We start from the raw sequence: 17,810 nt of genomic DNA on the forward strand, positions 1-17,810 counted from the left end.
TTTATTCTTGTGGAAGTTTTTTGAACAGGCTTTATTTTAAGATCTTCTTTGATATACTCGATATACCTATAGTAGCTGGCTTTGCTTATTTTTAGCAGTTTGAGTATATCAGAAACCTTATGTTCTCCTTTTTCATGCAAGTTATAGGCTGCTAAGGCTTTTATCCTGTTCTCTTTTGAAAGGCCTGGTTTTCGTCCTCCAACCCGTCCTTTCTCTCTTGCTGCTTTAAGGCCTGCCATTGTTCGTTCCCTGATTAGTTCTCTTTCAAACTCTGCAAAGCTTGCAAATATATTAAAGGTCAGCCTTCCTTGTGCTGTTGTAGTATCAATACTATCATTCAGACTTACAAATTCAACACCTTTATCCCTGAATGATGTTACCAGATCAATGAGATGTCGTAAAGATCTACCAAGCCTGTCAAGCTTCCATACAACAACAACATCTCCATCGCGAAGATGATCTAACATCTTTTCTAATTCTGGTCGTTCTTTTACCGCACTTTTTGTCTCTTTGAATATCTTTTCACAACCATATTTTTCTAATGCTTCAATTTGAAGCTCTAATTTCTGGTCTCTTGTTGAAACTCTAGCATATCCAATTTTTATATTTTTTCAATTCTAAAAAGGTTCATTTAAACGTTAATTTCTGAGACTAATTAATGTTACGAGTTTCTGGAACCATTTCAAAGAATTAATGGAACTTTTGGGAATTATTCATCAAACCCGATATATATGAAACATACATGGTAATTGGTAATAAACACACAAAAGGATAGCCTGAACTTGATTCGGGAATTAATAAGGAAAAAACTCTGCGCCCCTGCCTGTGGCAGACAGGTAAGTGTCACCGTGTACGTTGGTCTATTATCTATCAGGCTCTTGTATAATTTTAAACAGATAAAATATAATTTTGATATATAGCTAATGACAACTCTATTAAAAGCTAAACAAGCTGAGTAAACCAGCTTTTAAACTCAGCGGCTTTGTTTTTACTGACATAAACTGTTTCAGGTGTCTTGATCCGTAACTTCACCTGTAAACGGTTGTCATAGCGTATCAAAATTTCTTCTATGCATTCGCGGGATAGGATAAACTGCTTATTGGCCCGGATGAAATCTTTGGGGTTGAGATCGTGAAAGATTTGTTCCAGGGTTTTACCATAGGGGTAGTGTTGCCCATTCGTTAGATATATTTCAGTGGTTTTATCAGTTGTGTAAAAGCAACTGACGTCTTTTATGTCAATAGGAATCAGTTTGTTGTTATCCCGGACGAGCATTTTGCCAATATAGGAATAAGGAGGTTTAAGGAATTGTTGATTTGTGATGTATTTTAATTCTTCACCAGGGCTAAGTTTTTTAAATTTTTGGATTGCACGACTTAATTCTTCCTCTTTAAGTGGTTTCAGCAGGTAGTCAATGCTGTTCACCTTAAAAGCATCAATGGCATAGTTATCAAAGGCAGTTGTAAAAATAACTGGAATCTCCAGGGTAATGTGCTGAAAGATAGCAAAGGCATTGCCGTCGGACAGGTGAATGTCCATAAATATTAAATCTGGTGTATCCTTTGTATTGAACCAATTGATTGTTTGCTGGATGCTTTCCGTATTACCAAGGATTACAATGGATGGATCAGTTTTTTTGAGTATTTCGGCCAGGTTTTCATAGGCTACTGTTTCATCTTCAACAATTAATACTTTCATATACTCTAATTAGTATCAAGATAAAAGTATCAAGACAAATGATTACGTACTAAGAAACATATAGTCTCCGAGTTTTTAATCATCCTCTTGTATGTTAATACCTAATCAAGATAGATTTATCTGTTTAAAATTAACAAAATACGGATAACAAGTGTAAATGGCAATTATGAACCACCCTCTTACGCAGGAGGGGTTTTGTGCCCAATTCTTTGCTCCGGCCATGCCGGTTTCATTGACTTAATGCTTTAGAGGTAAAGTGACGGTAAAGGTATGGCCATCATCCGTCACTACAATTTTTTTATTCATCAGTATTTGAAAGCGGTTTTCCAGATTTTTAAGTCCGGTACCATTGGTTTTATCCGCCAATAATTTCGGATATATCGGATTGCTGATTACCAGTTCATTGTCTTTGTTTAAAACGATGTTAACCACCATTCTGTGCTCACTGTCAATAGTGTTATGTACCACCACGTTATCGATTATCGGCAAGATGGATAAACTCGGTAGTTTTAAACTTTTTCCGTCTTCAGCTATATTTATTTGAAAATCCAGTTTGTTTGCAAAACGTACTTCCATCAAATACCGGAATGAAGATACAAATTCAAGCTCTTCAGCCAACGTAATCAGACCTTTATTTTCACTGTTTAAGATATATCTGAACATATCGGATAGTTTATTAACGAATTCAATCGTCTTTTCATCATTCTTTTTTCGTACCAGTGCGGTGATACTATTCAACGAATTGAAGAAAAAATGCGGATTAATCTGATTGGATAAAGCGTTGCATCGGCTTTTCAGGTTTTCTATTTTCAGTTGCTCTATTTCCTGCTCTGTCTTGCGCTGATCTTTATACATGTGATAAACATGGCCAATAAAAGAGGCCAGCATGCAGATGAAAAAGAACTGAAAAATCAGTATGCTGCCGAAGCAATCCACGAATGTACAATAGGAATAAGAGATGAGCACATAGCCCAAATACGAAATGGCACATACAGCCAGGTTAAGCATTAATCGTCTTCCAAAAATGGGCGTAGGTATCTTTTTCAGGTTTAGATGAAAGAGAATACCTGCCAGTACGGTGAAAAATACATAGCGGATAATCGAAAAGTTAATATGCTTTGTTCGTTCAATGCCCTCCAGGTAACTCAGCTTCCAGGGAAGCTGAGTAAAATTTGGATAGGTGATGAGCAAGGCGCCAAGCAAGCTAATCAGGATAAGCTTATACGGATTATATTTTTGTAAAAATTCCATTGTTAAAGACGCTTAATGTTTTGGTTTATTTGCTGATGGAGTAGGCCATCAAAGCGTTTCCGTGACGGATATATAGAATACCGTCGTTAATCACAGGGTGTGCCCAGAAAGGACCTTCACCTTTTGTGATTTTAAACTCGCTCTTCACTTCGAACTTTTCCGGTGTAACTGGCACCAATCCCACATAACCTCTTTTTTCATCAAAGCAGTACAACATGCCGTCGGCGGTAATAACAGAGCCTTTGCCTTTGCCTTCCCAAGTGGTTTCGTACTTTGTTTCGCCACTTTCCCAGTCAACGGCCACCCAGTTACCGGTGGCATTACTCAACCAGTTAGATCCGTAAATGGTCTGATCTACTACCACAAATCCGCCGTGGTGGGTATCCAAATCACTGTTCTTCCATAGTTTGGTGACTGATTTACAGTTATCACTTAACTTCAGCATATATGCATTCAGATTGTAGCCATTACACATGAAAATCTGACCATCCCTGTACAACGGTGTGTTCGTGGCCGTTTTACCGGATCCTCTTGATTTTTTGTCCTCGCCCCAGTCCTCAAATGACCACATCATCTCCCCGTTGTCTGGATCGACACCGAAAATGCTTTCACCTACAATGCCGATGATCTGTTTAATGCCTTTGTATTCAATTAATAAAGGCGATACGTAGTTGGTGGTGCCGGTGAGTGTATCACTTTTCCAGATAAGGTCTCCATTTTTGCGGTTCAGGGCAATCATGGATGCTTTTTCTCCTCCCGGACAGAAGATAACCTTGTCGTCGTATACAAGGGGGGCTTCGGCAATACCAAATCGGTTAGGCTTTGCACCGTATTCTGCGATCCCGTCCACTTTCCAAATGATATCTCCCTTTTTGGTGCCGATGCAAACCACTTCTCCCATACCGCTGACCATATAGGCTTTGTTGCCTACTATGGTAGGTGTGGTTCTCGTATCCGGGTACGACCTGTTCCATGGATTGGCGTATTCTGTTTCGTAGATTTTTTCACCTTCCAATGAGTAGGCTGAGAAAGTTTCTTTTGTCTCGTCCTCATTCATTCCGGTGATGTATAAACGGTTATCCACAATAACCGGACTGGACCACCCTTTACCGGCATCCATGGTTTCCCATAATAATTCAGGGCCTTCCATTCCCCATTCCTTTAGTAATTTCGTGTCCGGATATACCCCGTCACGATTAGGGCCGCGCCAGCCATACTGATCTTGTGCGTTTATGTTCTGGATGGCCAGACAAGTAATTATAATAGCTAAAAAGCTGAATTTTAATGTGTTTATTCTTTTCATTGTCTTTATAGTTAGTCGTTAATAATTATATTTTTATAGAGCTCTTGCAGTTTGTGGCCCAGTGTTTTATCGTTATAAAGTCTGGAGGCTTTGTTCTTCGCTTTTAAAACTGCATCCTGATAGAGTTGATCATCGTTCATGAATTTTTCCAGTGCATTGGCCAGTTGTTCATGAGTATTTGGTGAGTATAAGATACCTGCTTCATCAATGATCTCCGGAAAAGAGCCAGTCGCTGGAGCCACTGCAGGAACTCCTGACGCAAAGGCTTCACAGATGTATAAACCCACACCTTCTTCAAAGGTCAGGGGAACGGAGATAACAGAAATAGAACTGTAAAAAGAGGCATGATCGGCCATTGAATAATCCTCCATGAACTCCACGTCATACATTACCGGAGCCAGAATTTGCCTGACCTCTTTCACAAATTTCTTGTCATGATCGGTATACCCTCCGCCGATTTTTAGTTTTAGACCTGGAATGCTGTCTTTCTTTTTCAGGTTTACAAAAGCCTTTGCCAAAATATCCAGTCCGTTTTCTTTGTTAAGGCGGTAATAATAACCGATCACTTTATGTCCGATGGCCTTCGATTCCTTGTAATTGTCCGTGTTAATACCCGGATAAACCACTTCTATATCTTTCGCATCCGGCAGTCTTTCTTCTGCGATTCCTTTATAAAAGTTACTTGTGGTCACCAACTGATCCACGTAACGCAGGTTCTCATTAATACTGTCCCAGGCTGTACGGGCATATTTTTCCTTCATACTGTCTAACCACACTTCTTCGTCCTGCAGCGAGCATACCACAGGAGTATTCATTTTTTCTTTGATGGCCTTTGCAATGCCGATAAGTAGAGAGCTTGAAAGGTGAATAATGTCCGGCTTTTCATCCTGGTTTAACCAGTTAATCATTCGCTCCACTTCTTTTTGAAAAACCATATCTTCCCCGTGTATCATAGAAAGGGTCATGCTCTCCATGCCTTTGGCAGAAGTGGTGCCCGACATGGATGAAGCCATTTTTAACATGGATTCTGACCCCGTCAATCGCTCCAGCCATGAAGGCATACTTATGCGTTTGAATAATTTCTGCGCTAGATAAAAGGTTGTGGCAGGAAAGAAGATAGGACTTTTCGTTTGGAAGCTGTGTTTGTTAAGGGGCAGGTACAAAGGCACCACAATTACCTCATGGCCTTGTTTTTGAAGCGCCGAAGCCTGCAAGTTATCGCGCATGCAATTGCCGCAATAAAATGAATCACCAACTCCCGGTATAATAAAAACGACCTTCATACTATTTATAATTTCGTTGTACTTCACGTTGCACCACACGCTTGATATAAGTAAGTGTTAAGAGCATAAATAAACCTGTCAGTATGAGTGCCATAATCCAGACAGATAAACCAACGTTTGTATAATTGGAGCCTATACTAATAATTGCACTGATGAGCCCGGTCACAATAGCATACAATGGTACCGGAATGTTTTCGCGGTAAAGGATCTGTTTCGTTTTATGTATGCTGAAACCCAGCCGCGCATACATTTCAATCTCATATTGCCGCACACCCAGATTCTTTCGGATTACAATTACAAACCCCATGATACCAATTAACAAACCGATTCCACCCAATGTCATAAAAATAGTCAGGTAGGTATCTGTGACCGTATTGAATTGCGCCAAGCGAGCGTTTGTGGTATTAACGCGCACACCATACTCATACATGGCTTGTGATAAGAATGTTTTTGTCCTGTCGACTGCATCCGGCTCTGTGTTTAAAAGAAAGACTTCACTACCTGTAATATCGGGCCAGATTTCTGAAAACACTTTCTTGTCCATCAATACATGCCCCTGGAAAATGGTGTTTGGCAGAGTGCCAACTAGTTGAACAGCTACTTCTTGTCCATTACTCCCAGTGTAATAAATGGTGTCGCCGAGGTTTTTGACCAGACTCCATTGAAGTACGGTGGCGTCAACCAGAACAGGATACACACCCTCATTAACCTCTTGCAATTGTTTTAGTAATTCCTGCCTGTCAGCTTCATATATGTTATTTGTGAGACCGATCTCGCTTTCAAATAATTGCCTCATGTCTACACCTAATACAGTAGGAGTGATCACTTTATTCAGATTCAGGCAACTGGCTTCATCGGCTTTATAACGAAGGCATTGAAGAATTTCGGGCTCACCGGATAAGCTCAACAGGTTAAGCTTTTCTTTGCCTTCTTCGGTATTCATGTTGTGATAGACCGGGATGGCACATTCACACCATAAATCATACCCCCCTGTGGCCTGGGTGAGCTTTGACGGATTATTGAAGTCCTGACGGTTTAATCCAACTGAAAATACAATGAATACACCTATGGCCAGAGAGAGGTAAGATAGAACGGCCTGATTTTTATTGGCAAAAAGCGCTCGCCAGATCATTTTGTTTTGCCTAAAGGCGTTTTCCGTAGCGTTTCCTTTTTTGCAAATAATATTATGGCCCCACAAAGCAAAGGTAAGCAACAGCAATATACCTGTAATGGCGAAAAGCGCCACAGAACTTACAAAAAACAAGTTGTAGACCGCTATGGATAAAGTCAATATACCAGCAATTATCAGGCTCGCCAATTTCTTACTAAACCGCATATCAACCCTAGGCCTACCCAATCCTCGGCCCTGCGACTCTTTATCCCTCACATGTCTTGAAATCACCAGGTGTAAAATAAATAAAGAGAGTACAATACCAATGAAAAAGGCCATCGCCAATGTAAATACGTTTGAATAAACCGAAAGGCTGCTTGTGTGCGTAGCACCTTGCCAAAATGAGTTTAACAGCCAGATAATTAGTGAGGTGTAAAGAAGGCCTGTGATAACACCTGCCATAGCAGACAACATCACCATCGGTGCTGACTCCATCCACAACAAATACCGGATCCGTTTGACCGTATAACCCAGGGCTTTCAATAGTTCAAGCTCATATTTTCTTTTGTGAATCATTTCCGTCATCGGTACAATCATAAGTAGGATTGCTCCCAGGATAATGAAAAAACCTAGGGCCATAAATAAGCCTGCAAAATCAACTCCGTTTTTGGCTGCATAAATCCCGGATTCCCTGGGGTGTACAATCTGAACACCAAACATGGAGGCTTTTAAACCGGACAAATCCGGTGCGCCCCCCGTAATTCGCACTCCAGTGGCATGTCCGTAGGTGTTGCCCCATAAATCAGCCACTGCCTTATACGATAAAATAGCTTTGGGTGCGGAATGATATAGCTCCCAGTAGTGCTCATCCTCTTCAGTGATAAGGTCCATATCAATGGGCAAATCACTGTCCCATGCCGTGCACGACTCCACATCCGAAATGCCCGGAAAGTTGGCGCTTAGAGCTGTGTCGGCTACTAACCGGGTTAAAGGCACTATGTTTTTAACCCTTAGCCGCAACGAATCCGTCACCAGCGTTTTAAAGTCCTGAGAGGTATAAAAGCTTATCCATATTTCATCGCCTACCTTTACTTTCAGTCGTTTAGCCGAATAATCCGATAAGATCACTTCCTGGGTCAACAGCTTTTCTCCCTTGTATTCATCCATGGCCGTAACGAAGGAGTAGGGGATGGAACCCGATTCTGAATAAATTGAGTTGCCCAGATAAGAATACATCCTATTAAGTCCGGGGTTTGTCCGGCCAAGGGTTTCCAATATTTCGTATTGCAAAAATATCCGGTCTGATCTTAATTCCGTGAATCCTTCTTTCTGCTGCACGGACAGGCCGGATAATTCATGATGCCAAGCCTTGTTCAGTTCATCCGATCCAATTATTTTGTCCGAAAGGATCAGGTTTACTTTTCCGGGCACTTCCATGGTCTCTGCCAGCTCATGGCGGTTTACGAAGATATTCAGGGGAAGCCGTTGCTCATTGAGTAAGCTGAGATTACCACCGGATGATACATCAAGGGTGCCCTTAAACTCCAGGCGCAAGCTTGTCGTATACGTTTCCGTTACAAATAGAGAGCCGGATGGCACAAGCCCCGGTGCCGGCAATCGCAGTACCAGCGATTCATTTTTCTGCAGGTTTAACTCATTTGATAAGGCCGTATTAATAAGGGCCTGGCCTTTATTAATGTTCAGGTCATTCACACCCCATACCATTACTGGAAGCAGGGCTCCGTTTAGCGAGATAAATCCATTGCTGAGCAGTACGCCCCTTGCAGAGGATTCAAACAAAGGCTCTTCCGTAAAGGCTTCTTCCAGATAGGCATTATGCGCAAAGATGACCGTTTCCGTATTGCCTAATCGTTCAGTTACCTGATTAACCAGGCTACTGCGCACCGAGTCACCAATGATCAGGCTTCCTGCAATCACGGCCGTGGATATGAGAACAGCCAGCCCCACCAGTTTAAAGTAACGGGCAAAGAAACGGATATTCTTTTTTATGAGTTCGCTTGTTTTCAATGTAGTACGCCATTTTTAAGTGTCACAATTTGTTTTGCGGCCTTTGCCATTTCATCGGAATGGGTTACCATAAGGATGGTGGTGTTTAAAGCCTGATTAACTTCGGAAAGCAAGGCCACAATGTTAAGGGCGTTCTCCATATCCAGCTGCCCGGTTGGTTCATCAGCGAGCAGAATTGAAGGTTTCATTATTAAAGCCCGGCATACGGCCACACGGCTAGCCTCTCCACCTGACAAGTGCTGTGGGTACTGATTGGCCACCTGCTCAATTCGTGTCAGTTTCATTAGCTCATGCGCATAGTCAATATAGGATTGCGGTGCTTCGGAATGATAAGCCATCACCGGCAACAAGATATTCTCCAGGGCTGAATACTGGGGCAGCAGGCGATGATCTTGAAACACAAAGCCAATTTTCTCGTTGCGCAGTTTATACAGATCGATTGGTGTGCCTGATATTTCTTTATCATCCAGAATGTAGGAGCCACTGTCCGCCCGAAGCAGTGTTCCCAGAATGGACAGCAGGGTTGTTTTTCCGGAGCCGGAAGCCCCTTTTACAGCCACAAAATCGCCGTTGTTCACTTCCAGATTCAGTCCTTTAAGAACCGTATTAACACGTTTGTCACCGTCCTGGTAGCTAAGATGAATGTCTGTTAACCTTATTATACGCATTGTTTTATGTTCTATCTGTTTTTTTACCAAAGCAGAAAAGGGTGCCTTTGGTGGTTAATATCATAAAGTGATCTGAAATAACGGCCGGTGAGGCCACAATCTGTTCGCCGGTGTCATATTCCCACAGGAGTTCACCCGTTTTATTATCAAGAATTGATACAATACCGTCTTTGGTGCATACAATTAGTTTATTGCGACTAACCACCGGTGCGCTGTCACCCACATCGCCTTTTAGCATGTATTTAAAGTTGGTTTTACCTGTTTCGCGGTCGATGGAAAGTAGGTGACGGTCTCCGGCATATATATAAACGCTCTTGCAACTGACGGCTGGAATGGACACAAAGGATTCATTATCCGATTCCGGTTCTCTTATTTTTTTTGAACCTGCTATCTTGCCTTTTGACAACAGAATTTCATATACGTTTCCGGTGTAATCACCTATATAACAGTATTTGCCCATAATGGCCGGAGAAGAGGGGAGGTAGGCATCCAGCAGCAGAGAGTCAGTGGGTATACCGGTTCGGTAATTGATAATTCGCAGCCAGGCATCACAGCCCCCGAACAACACATGATTGCCTTTCAGTGCAGCCGCACCATTAATGTAGTAGCCCGATTCAAATTTATTGACCAGCTGGCCGTTTTCGTGATTCAGGCAGTAAAAATAATTGTCGTAGCTGCCGAAGAGAATGTTCGCCCCGTTTTTTAATTGGGCAATGTTGGGCGAGGCTGAAATCTGACCAAGGGTTTCATAATTCCAGACTGTATCTTTATTTGCTAAAGAAAGCGCCGTTAAGTAGCCGTCAATACGTCCAATGTACAAAATCGAATCATGTATCATCGGTGTAGCTTCTACCGATGTGTTCAGGTTGTAGGAGAAAGATAGCTTACCGTTAATATCCACACCATTTATTAAGCCTTTCCGGTCGCACCAATAGGTGGTTCCGTTGTCGATCACAGGAGAAGAAACCGTTCGTTTACCTCCTTTAAAAGTCCACAGCAATACTGGTTCCTCCGGTAAATATTTCTCTACATAACCATTCAGCCTGGTATTGCCCCGGAACAGTTTCCAGTTATGGTCATCTACCGAACCAGAATCCTCCGAATGGCGCTCGCAGGCAATACAGGTGATCAGGATTAATCCTATACAGATAAAACGGTTCATAATTCTCATTTTTAATTCTCCACTACATATATAGCTCCTGTCGGGCAAAGCGTTGCCAGCTCAACTGGGATGTTTTCCCTGTTCTCTTCGGGCAGATGCACCTCCATGCCAAAACCTCTGTTTTTGAAGGTAAATCCGTTGTCACTGTTATACACGCATAAGCCACAGCGAATACATTTTGCCTGTTCGAAGTACATCGTTTCATTCACCTGGATTTTAGACATCACCTGCAATTCGGTACCAATGTCAAAGCCGGGTCGTTTAATTTGGTGCGAAGTGGCATGCGTTCTTAATTGACAGCCGGATTTACCGGCGCAGGCGCAATGCAGGCAATTGGAGGGGGTGGAAACCGTTTCCTTCAGGCGTCTCTTTTCGCTGTCGGAAAAACGACCTAAGCGCGACTGAAAGAGTTTCTTATTAATTTCCATATTTTTTATTTCAGGTATGGCTGTGGCATCAAGTGTACTCGCCAATTCCTTGATAATCTCTCGGATCGCCACCGGTGCATCAACGTTTCCGCGTCGGCAAGCTTTTTCGCAAGGAGCTTTGCAATCCTCACAAGCCAGCTTCGGTAAATCAAAGGCATGCTTAACAAGGCCTAAGGCTTCTTTCTTCTGTCCCTTGTCATAGTAGTCAAGCATACGTTCGATATCCAATAGAGCCGGACAAACCATCGAGCAGGGCGCTTCACAATCTGCCCGGTGGTCGCTTAACAAGAGTTCAAGAGACATGGTCCGGACCTGCTTCACTTCCTCACTTTGTGTATCAATTAGCATCCCTTCCGTCGGCTTACTGGTGCAGGATGGAATAATCTGTCCCCGGGTTACATCTTTGACCGCACAAACCATACACGACGATTTATGTTTCGCTTCTTTGGAGTGGCAGAGAGATGGGATTTCGAATCCTTCCCGCCGGGCAATCTCAAGCAACGATTCGTCGGCTTTTACCTCCAGGGTTTTATCATTAATTGTTATTTGCATATACGTCTTCTTTAACCGGCACTTTTTTAATGGTGTCAAATTCACATTCATCTACGCACAAGCCGCATTTAACACATGCTTCCTGATCAATATCGTGCACTTCATAAGGTGCATAGGCAATGGCATCAACCGGACATGCTTTCGCACATTTGGTGCATCCCACACAGTCGTCCGTGATCACATATTGCATCATGTCCTTGCATTTACCTGTTTTGCATAGTCCATGAATATGTTCTTTGTATTCTTCGCGGAAATACTTTAAGGTGGTCAATACCGGATTCGGTGCCGTTTTTCCCAAACCGCAGAGCGATGATTTCTTCACATTGTGGGCCAGATTTTCCAGCTTGTCGATATCCTCCATTTTAGCCTGGCCGCTGCAAATACGATCCAGGATGTCGAGCATGCGACGAATGCCCACACGGCAGAAGGTGCATTTGCCACAGGATTCCTCGCAGGTAAAACTTAAAAAGTAGCGGGCCACATCCACCATGCAGTCGCTTTCACTCAGCACCACAAGCCCGCCGGAACCCATCATCGCACCCATCTGTTTGAAAGAATCAAAATCCACGGGTATATCGCATAAATGAGCTGGAATACAGCCGCCTGAAGGTCCTCCTATCTGCACTGCTTTCAGTTTTTCTCCGCCTTCTACGCCACCGCCAATTTCTTCTATAATCTGGTTCAGGCTGATGCCCATGGGCACTTCAATCAGTCCGCCGTTTTTTATTTTTCCGGCCAGGGCAAATACTTTTGTGCCTTTACTGTTTTCGGTGCCTGTTTCCGCGTAATGGGCAGCCCCGTTACGAATGACATAAGGGATCTGGCTTAATGTTTCCACATTATTGACCAGGGTAGGCATGCCATTTAAACCACTCACTGCCGGGAAAGGGGGTTTCTGTTTCGGAAACCCTCTGTCGCCTTCAATGGATGTGATTAAAGCGGTTTCTTCACCGCACACAAAGGCTCCGGCACCTTCAAAAACAGATATATCAAATGAAAAATCACTGCCCAAAATCTTATCTCCGATCAGGTTTCGTTCCTTACATAATTCCAGTGCGCGTTTGATCCGTTGCACCGCCAGAGGGTACTCGGCGCGGATATAAAAAATACCCTTTGTGGCTCCCACTGCAAAAGCTTCAATGGCCATACCCTCGATTACGCGGTAGGGGTAGGACTCTAAAATCATCCGGTCCATAAACGCTCCCGGGTCGCCCTCGTCACCGTTGCAAATTAAATATTTATCCGTTTTGTCGGCCGAAGCTACAATCTTCATTTTCTCGCCGGTAGGGAAACCACCACCACCGCGTCCCCGAATACCGCTGGTGAGCACCTCCTGAACCACTTGAGCGGGTGTTTTTTCTGAAATTACTTTTTTCAAGGATCCAAAGCCCTGATGATGAATGTATTCATCCAGATCGAGTGGCGCCAGAAAACCATACCCCTCAGTAGAAATGTGTTTTTGTTCCGATAAGAAACTATCAATCAATCCGGTGCGTTCATTTTCCGATTTCCACACCACGTTGTCCCATGTAGTGTCGGTGTGGTAAGTGTCGACCCGGTTGATCACGCTGTTCTTAAAACGCTTAAACAGGCTGCCCGGCTTAAAATGGTGGTGCAGAATCTCCTTAATTTCGGAAGCATTCACATTGGGATAACGTTTCACTGCCCCATCTTCCAATACCACATCAATCAAGGGCACCTGATTACAAACGCCCACGCAACCCACCGACTTAATATCTACCCGGATGCCCAATTCATCAGATTTCTTAACAAGTTCCTTGTAAATATCTGATGACCCGCTGGCCTGGCAGCACGATCCCATGCCCAAACGCACCTCGCCGACTACTTTATAATCTTTAGTTTTACCCGACTTGTCATCCTTTGCTTCTGAAGTTTCAAGGAACGCTGTCATAACTTCACCGACCTTACCCGGAGCCACATGTCCGTATATCTTGTCGTCAATTTGTACCACGGGTGCCAATGTGCAGCAGCCCAGACAGGCTACTTTTTCAATGGAAAAAAGCTGATCGTCGGTGGTAATACTACCTTCCTCGATCTTTAACTCGCGCACGAAGGAATCATAGACGTTGTTGGCACCTTTTACATGGCAGGCCGTACCGGCACACACTTTTATCAGGTGCTTGCCATAGGGTATATGGCGGAATTGCGAATAAAATGTAGATACGCTGATGAGCTGTGCCCGGTCGATTTCTGTTTTTTCATAGATGCGTTCGATGGCTTCCCCGGGCAGGTAGTTGAATTCATCCTGTATCGCTTGCAATAAAGGAATGATCACCTTGCGGGATGTGCCCACGTGTTTGATGATGGCATCCATTTTTGCCATCACTTCATCGTGACTCAGCTTGTCGTTATTCTCACATGTACAATTACTCATGTTAATTGACCTTTACGCAGTAAATACTATTATCGGTTCTGACCACAATTCGCCCGTCTATGAAAGCTGGCGTGGCGTATGTGTTTTCACCTGTGGCAAACGCATCCAGCAAGGCAAATTCATCATCGGCTTTGAATATGTGCATGGTACCGTCGTTGCTGATGATGTACATCTTTCCTTCAGCCAGAATCGGAGAAGAATAAAATTCAGCATTGGTTTCATGCTCTTTTTTGAGTTCTCCGGTTTTCGGATCAAAGGAGGCCACCACGCCATAGCTTGTGGCAATGAAGAGGTTGGTTTTGGTGGCCACCGGACTGGCTACTTCCGGCAGGTAGTCCATTGACTCCCACAAGACCGATCCATCGGTGCCGTTTATGGCCACCATTTTAGCATATTCGCTGGCTCCAAAGATTACCCCGTCCATGCTACATGCACTGGCACCTACTTCACCCATCAGGCATTCAACTCGCCAGAGTTGGTCACCGCTGGCAGGATCATAACCCGTAATACCCGGGTTACCCATCAATACCAACTGATGCCCGTTATTTACATCGGCAATCATCGGTGAACTCCAGGTAATTCTTTCTTTACGGTCTTTGCTCCAGATTACATCGCCGCTTGCAGGGTTGAGGGCCATCACTTTCTGAACGTCGTTATTGTCGTATTGTATAAAAAGCTTATTGTCGAAAATGAGCAGGGAAGAAGCATAACCATAGTGGTTATCCGGCACGCCCAGGTTTTTAGCCCACAGTTTATTGCCATCCATGTCGGTACATACCAGATCACCTGTGCCAAAAACTGCGCAAACCTGCTTGCCGTTCGTAGCCACACTGGCTGATGCCAGGCCGGTATCATCTGTGGTTTCAGGTACCTGGTTTGGCGAACCGGATATACCGGTAACATTGAAGGTCCAAAGATTTTTACCAGTATTCAGATCGTAACAAAATAATTCCCGGGCCTTTTCATCACCACAGGTAATGAAAATTTTATTGCCATGAATGACCGGTGAACTTTGGCCTTTACCATTTATTTTGGTGTGCCAGGCGATGTTGGTGCCATTGGCCAGATCCCATTTCATTGGCAGTTTTTTAGCTAGTGAGATGCCGTTTGATTTGTTTCCCCGGAAGGCATTGCTGTTCGTTTTATTGACCGGCACTGTTTTTTCCGGTTCAGGGCTTTCTTCCGGTTTTACTTCCTCTGTGACTGTATTTTTTTTCGTCTCCTTCACAGGTGCTTCCGTGTTTTTCTCAGCCTCCGCCACTTCGTTTACTTCTCCGGGTATAGCAGGTTCTTCAGCTTTAGGTGCGTCAGGCGCTTTTTCTTCAGTTTGTGTTTCTTCGGAATTCACTGTTTCGTCACTTTCATTCGTTTTTGTAACAGAAACGCTTTCTGTCGGAGCTGCTTCCTCCTGAACCTCGGTTTGTTCCGAAGCCGGTTCTTCGCTCGCCTGTGCCACTAGCGTCTGTTTCTCTTTTTGGTTGGAAGCCTTCATAAACGGCATGCTACTTACAATAAAGATCAATGCGATGGCCGCTAAGCCAATGGCACCGAAATTTACATATTTACGTGCCTGGGATTTTATGGCCCATTCATCAATCGGATCCAATTTTTTATCCGGTACATCTTTAAAATGCGTAAAGTACAGTCGGGCACAGACGATGAATACGGCCATCATGCCCAATAGCATGTATGTACCGTTCTTCAGATGATCCATGCTGATAAAATAAGCTTTGCGAGCCATTAAGTCGAGCTGACGAATTTGCTCCTGTAATTCTGTATTACCTGCATTCTGGTCATTCAATTGTTTTAAAGTTTCCACTACCTGTGTTTGCAGGGGCGATACTTTTTTCACCGTGAAATAATTGGTGATCAGCATTATTGCCAGGGTGATTATAAAAATGGCCGATACAATGGCTATATTTCTATATATTTTTTGTTTCATTTTCCCGTATATTTAAGATTAAGGAAGGTATTTTGTGGACAATAGCTGAAGCATCTTCCGCATGCCACACAATCGTTATGTTCTATTTCGTAGGTTTTTCTGGATCGTTTAATCGACAAATTGATTAAGGTTAATCCGAGCACTAAACCAATGAATGCGCCGGCAATGGTTCCGTAAAATCTAAAATCCTGTTTGACTACTTGCACTTTGTTTTTGAGTGCTTCGATGTCGCCACCACCAATGTAAAAGGCCTCCAGTTCCACCGTAATCATATCCTTCGGATTGCGTTCCTGTTCCATTACCATATTGTATAGTTTCAGATCTTTGTGCGATTTGCTTAAGCCCGGACTAAACTGTCGCAATACATAGGCCGAGGTGCCAATGATCAGCGGTAAAACCAGGAAGTACATCAGCAGGCGTTTCACACCCTGCATCCGGTCTTCCTTCAGCTTGTTTTCATATGGCGGCCTGATGGCATCAACCGGGCAGGCATTGTGGCATAAATCGCAGTTGATGCATTCTTTTTTCGTGATCTGTATCTTCCATATGGATACCTTTGAAAATAAGCTTAGTAAGGCACCGTACGGGCACAGGAAGCGACAGAAAGGACGCCCTGTAAATATAGAGGCAATTAACAGTAAGGCTCCGAACAGGATCAAACCAAAATCGCCACCTAATCTAAAAATGCCGATGAAGGGATCGTAAAGGCAGATGATGAAGCTGGTACGAGTAACCGCATATAAAACTGCGAAAATAAGGTACAGCCAGGGGATGACCCCGAGTACGGCTGTGACGGATTTCGATAGCCGGTAGTTTCGGATGTTCACCAACTCCTGCAAAGCCCCGAAAGGGCATACTCCTGCACAAAAGACACGGCCAAATAAGAGGGCAAATGCGATGGGCAGAATGAAAAACAGGAATACTGACACCGGGATTATATAGGAGGAATCGGCAAATGCCAAGGCCACATTCTGAATGGAGCCGATGCTGCACACGCATCCGCTGCGAAAAAATCCAAAATAGGCCACAGAAATTACCGATACCCATATAATAGGTTTGCGTTTTTGTTTATTGAGGATCGCCCAGGCGACGAAACTCATCAGCCCCACCAACAAAAAAACGTCAATGAAGAGCCATAGTTGCTCATTAGGCAGGGCATAAAGTTTTTCCGGGTATTGGTAACCCGATTCAAAATCTGGTTTCGGGAACCTGTCCAGATTCTGTGCGCCGGAAATGGCGACAAGTAACAGGCTCATAAATATCGTGCTAATTCGCTTCATTTATCCTTTCAATTTATAGGCTTGTGCAAGTGGAACCCTTGTGATGGCAATGGATGGACAAACCTTTGCGATTTGACATTCGTTACAATCGACACACAAATCACGTTTTATCTGCAGGTAAAGTGAGCCATTGCCAAAGGAAGTACAGCCCTTAACGCACTTGGCGCATCCATTGCATAAATCCTCGTCTATCTTATATTCGAAATACGGATCCTCGACGAACTTACGCTGAATGGCACCGGTGGGGCACATCAGGTTTTCGGCTGCCGTGTTTAAATCCTTGACGTTGGAGCGGTAGTAGCCACCGCATAAATCGCAATAGCCACATATCTTATTGGCATGAAAACATTTCACGGCCGACACTGTCAGCACGCAGTCGGTTTCGCATTTGCCACAATGGGTGCACTTTTGCGGATCAATTTGCCAGTAATGGGTTTCTTCTCCGGTTCTTAACTTACTGAAAAAAACGCCCGTGGCAGCCAGAATTGACCCGCCTGCAACTACGGAACCCAGCATTTTTACAAATTTCCGGCGTTCAATCGGACTTTTATGTGTGTTATCTTTTTCCATCTTCCTTAGATTGTCACGCCCTTACGCAAAGGACAGTTTTTAACTTTACATTTGGTGCATTTCGAATCAGCCAATGTGTTAATACATGGCACGTCTCCTTTATTTCTATTCAGCAACAGCCAGGAACTCGTTGCGATAA

The 17,810-nt window shown here is 43.7% G+C and carries 13 protein-coding genes; all 13 read right to left on the minus strand.

Annotated elements, in window-relative coordinates; genetic code table 11:
- The coding region (locus ACRD64_RS22345; protein ID WP_430936344.1) for a recombinase family protein at positions 1-605 on the minus strand (605 nt) is incomplete at its 3' end.
- A 337-nt stretch (positions 606-942) separates the two neighbouring features.
- Positions 943-1,698 carry a LytR/AlgR family response regulator transcription factor gene (locus tag ACRD64_RS22350; RefSeq protein ID WP_430936282.1) on the minus strand — a complete coding sequence of 252 codons (756 nt, stop codon included), beginning with the start codon at positions 1,696-1,698 and terminating at the stop codon, positions 943-945.
- A gap of 237 nt (positions 1,699-1,935) precedes the next feature.
- Positions 1,936-2,949: a sensor histidine kinase gene (locus ACRD64_RS22355; protein ID WP_430936284.1), complete on the minus strand. Its 1,014-nt coding sequence runs from the start codon at positions 2,947-2,949 to the stop codon at positions 1,936-1,938.
- 25 nt (positions 2,950-2,974) lie between these two features.
- Positions 2,975-4,252: a PQQ-binding-like beta-propeller repeat protein gene (locus tag ACRD64_RS22360; RefSeq protein ID WP_430936286.1), complete on the minus strand. Its 1,278-nt coding sequence runs from the start codon at positions 4,250-4,252 to the stop codon at positions 2,975-2,977.
- 11 nt (positions 4,253-4,263) lie between these two features.
- Entirely contained in the window at positions 4,264-5,535 is a 1,272-nt protein-coding gene (locus tag ACRD64_RS22365; protein WP_430936288.1) for a glycosyltransferase family 4 protein, read from the minus strand.
- 1 nt (position 5,536) lies between these two features.
- Complete coding sequence (locus ACRD64_RS22370) at positions 5,537-8,674, minus strand: FtsX-like permease family protein (RefSeq protein ID WP_430936290.1); 3,138 nt, start codon at positions 8,672-8,674, stop codon at positions 5,537-5,539.
- Positions 8,671-9,342, minus strand: coding sequence for an ABC transporter ATP-binding protein (locus ACRD64_RS22375; RefSeq protein WP_430936292.1), 672 nt, complete (start codon positions 9,340-9,342; stop codon positions 8,671-8,673). Before ACRD64_RS22375 ends, ACRD64_RS22370 begins: the two co-directional genes overlap by 4 nt.
- A 4-nt stretch (positions 9,343-9,346) precedes the next feature.
- On the minus strand, positions 9,347-10,504 hold the full coding sequence (locus ACRD64_RS22380) for a PQQ-binding-like beta-propeller repeat protein (protein ID WP_430936294.1): 1,158 nt from the start codon (positions 10,502-10,504) through the stop codon (positions 9,347-9,349).
- Positions 10,505-10,515: 11 nt separating this feature from the next.
- Complete coding sequence (locus tag ACRD64_RS22385; protein ID WP_430936296.1) at positions 10,516-11,484, minus strand: 2Fe-2S iron-sulfur cluster-binding protein; 969 nt, start codon at positions 11,482-11,484, stop codon at positions 10,516-10,518.
- Entirely contained in the window at positions 11,468-13,879 is a 2,412-nt protein-coding gene (locus tag ACRD64_RS22390; protein WP_430936298.1) for an NAD(P)H-dependent oxidoreductase subunit E, read from the minus strand. Before ACRD64_RS22390 ends, ACRD64_RS22385 begins: the two co-directional genes overlap by 17 nt.
- A 1-nt stretch (position 13,880) precedes the next feature.
- Positions 13,881-15,821: a PQQ-binding-like beta-propeller repeat protein gene (locus ACRD64_RS22395; protein ID WP_430936300.1), complete on the minus strand. Its 1,941-nt coding sequence runs from the start codon at positions 15,819-15,821 to the stop codon at positions 13,881-13,883.
- Positions 15,818-17,101: a 4Fe-4S binding protein gene (locus ACRD64_RS22400; protein ID WP_430936302.1), complete on the minus strand. Its 1,284-nt coding sequence runs from the start codon at positions 17,099-17,101 to the stop codon at positions 15,818-15,820. The genes ACRD64_RS22395 and ACRD64_RS22400 overlap by 4 nt, the downstream gene beginning before the upstream one ends.
- On the minus strand, positions 17,102-17,671 hold the full coding sequence (locus ACRD64_RS22405; protein WP_430936304.1) for a hypothetical protein: 570 nt from the start codon (positions 17,669-17,671) through the stop codon (positions 17,102-17,104).
- Between the last annotated feature and the right edge of the window lie 139 nt (positions 17,672-17,810).

It is taken from the genome of Saccharicrinis sp. 156 (assembly GCF_050589685.1).
Lineage (GTDB): Bacteria > Bacteroidota > Bacteroidia > Bacteroidales > Marinilabiliaceae > Saccharicrinis.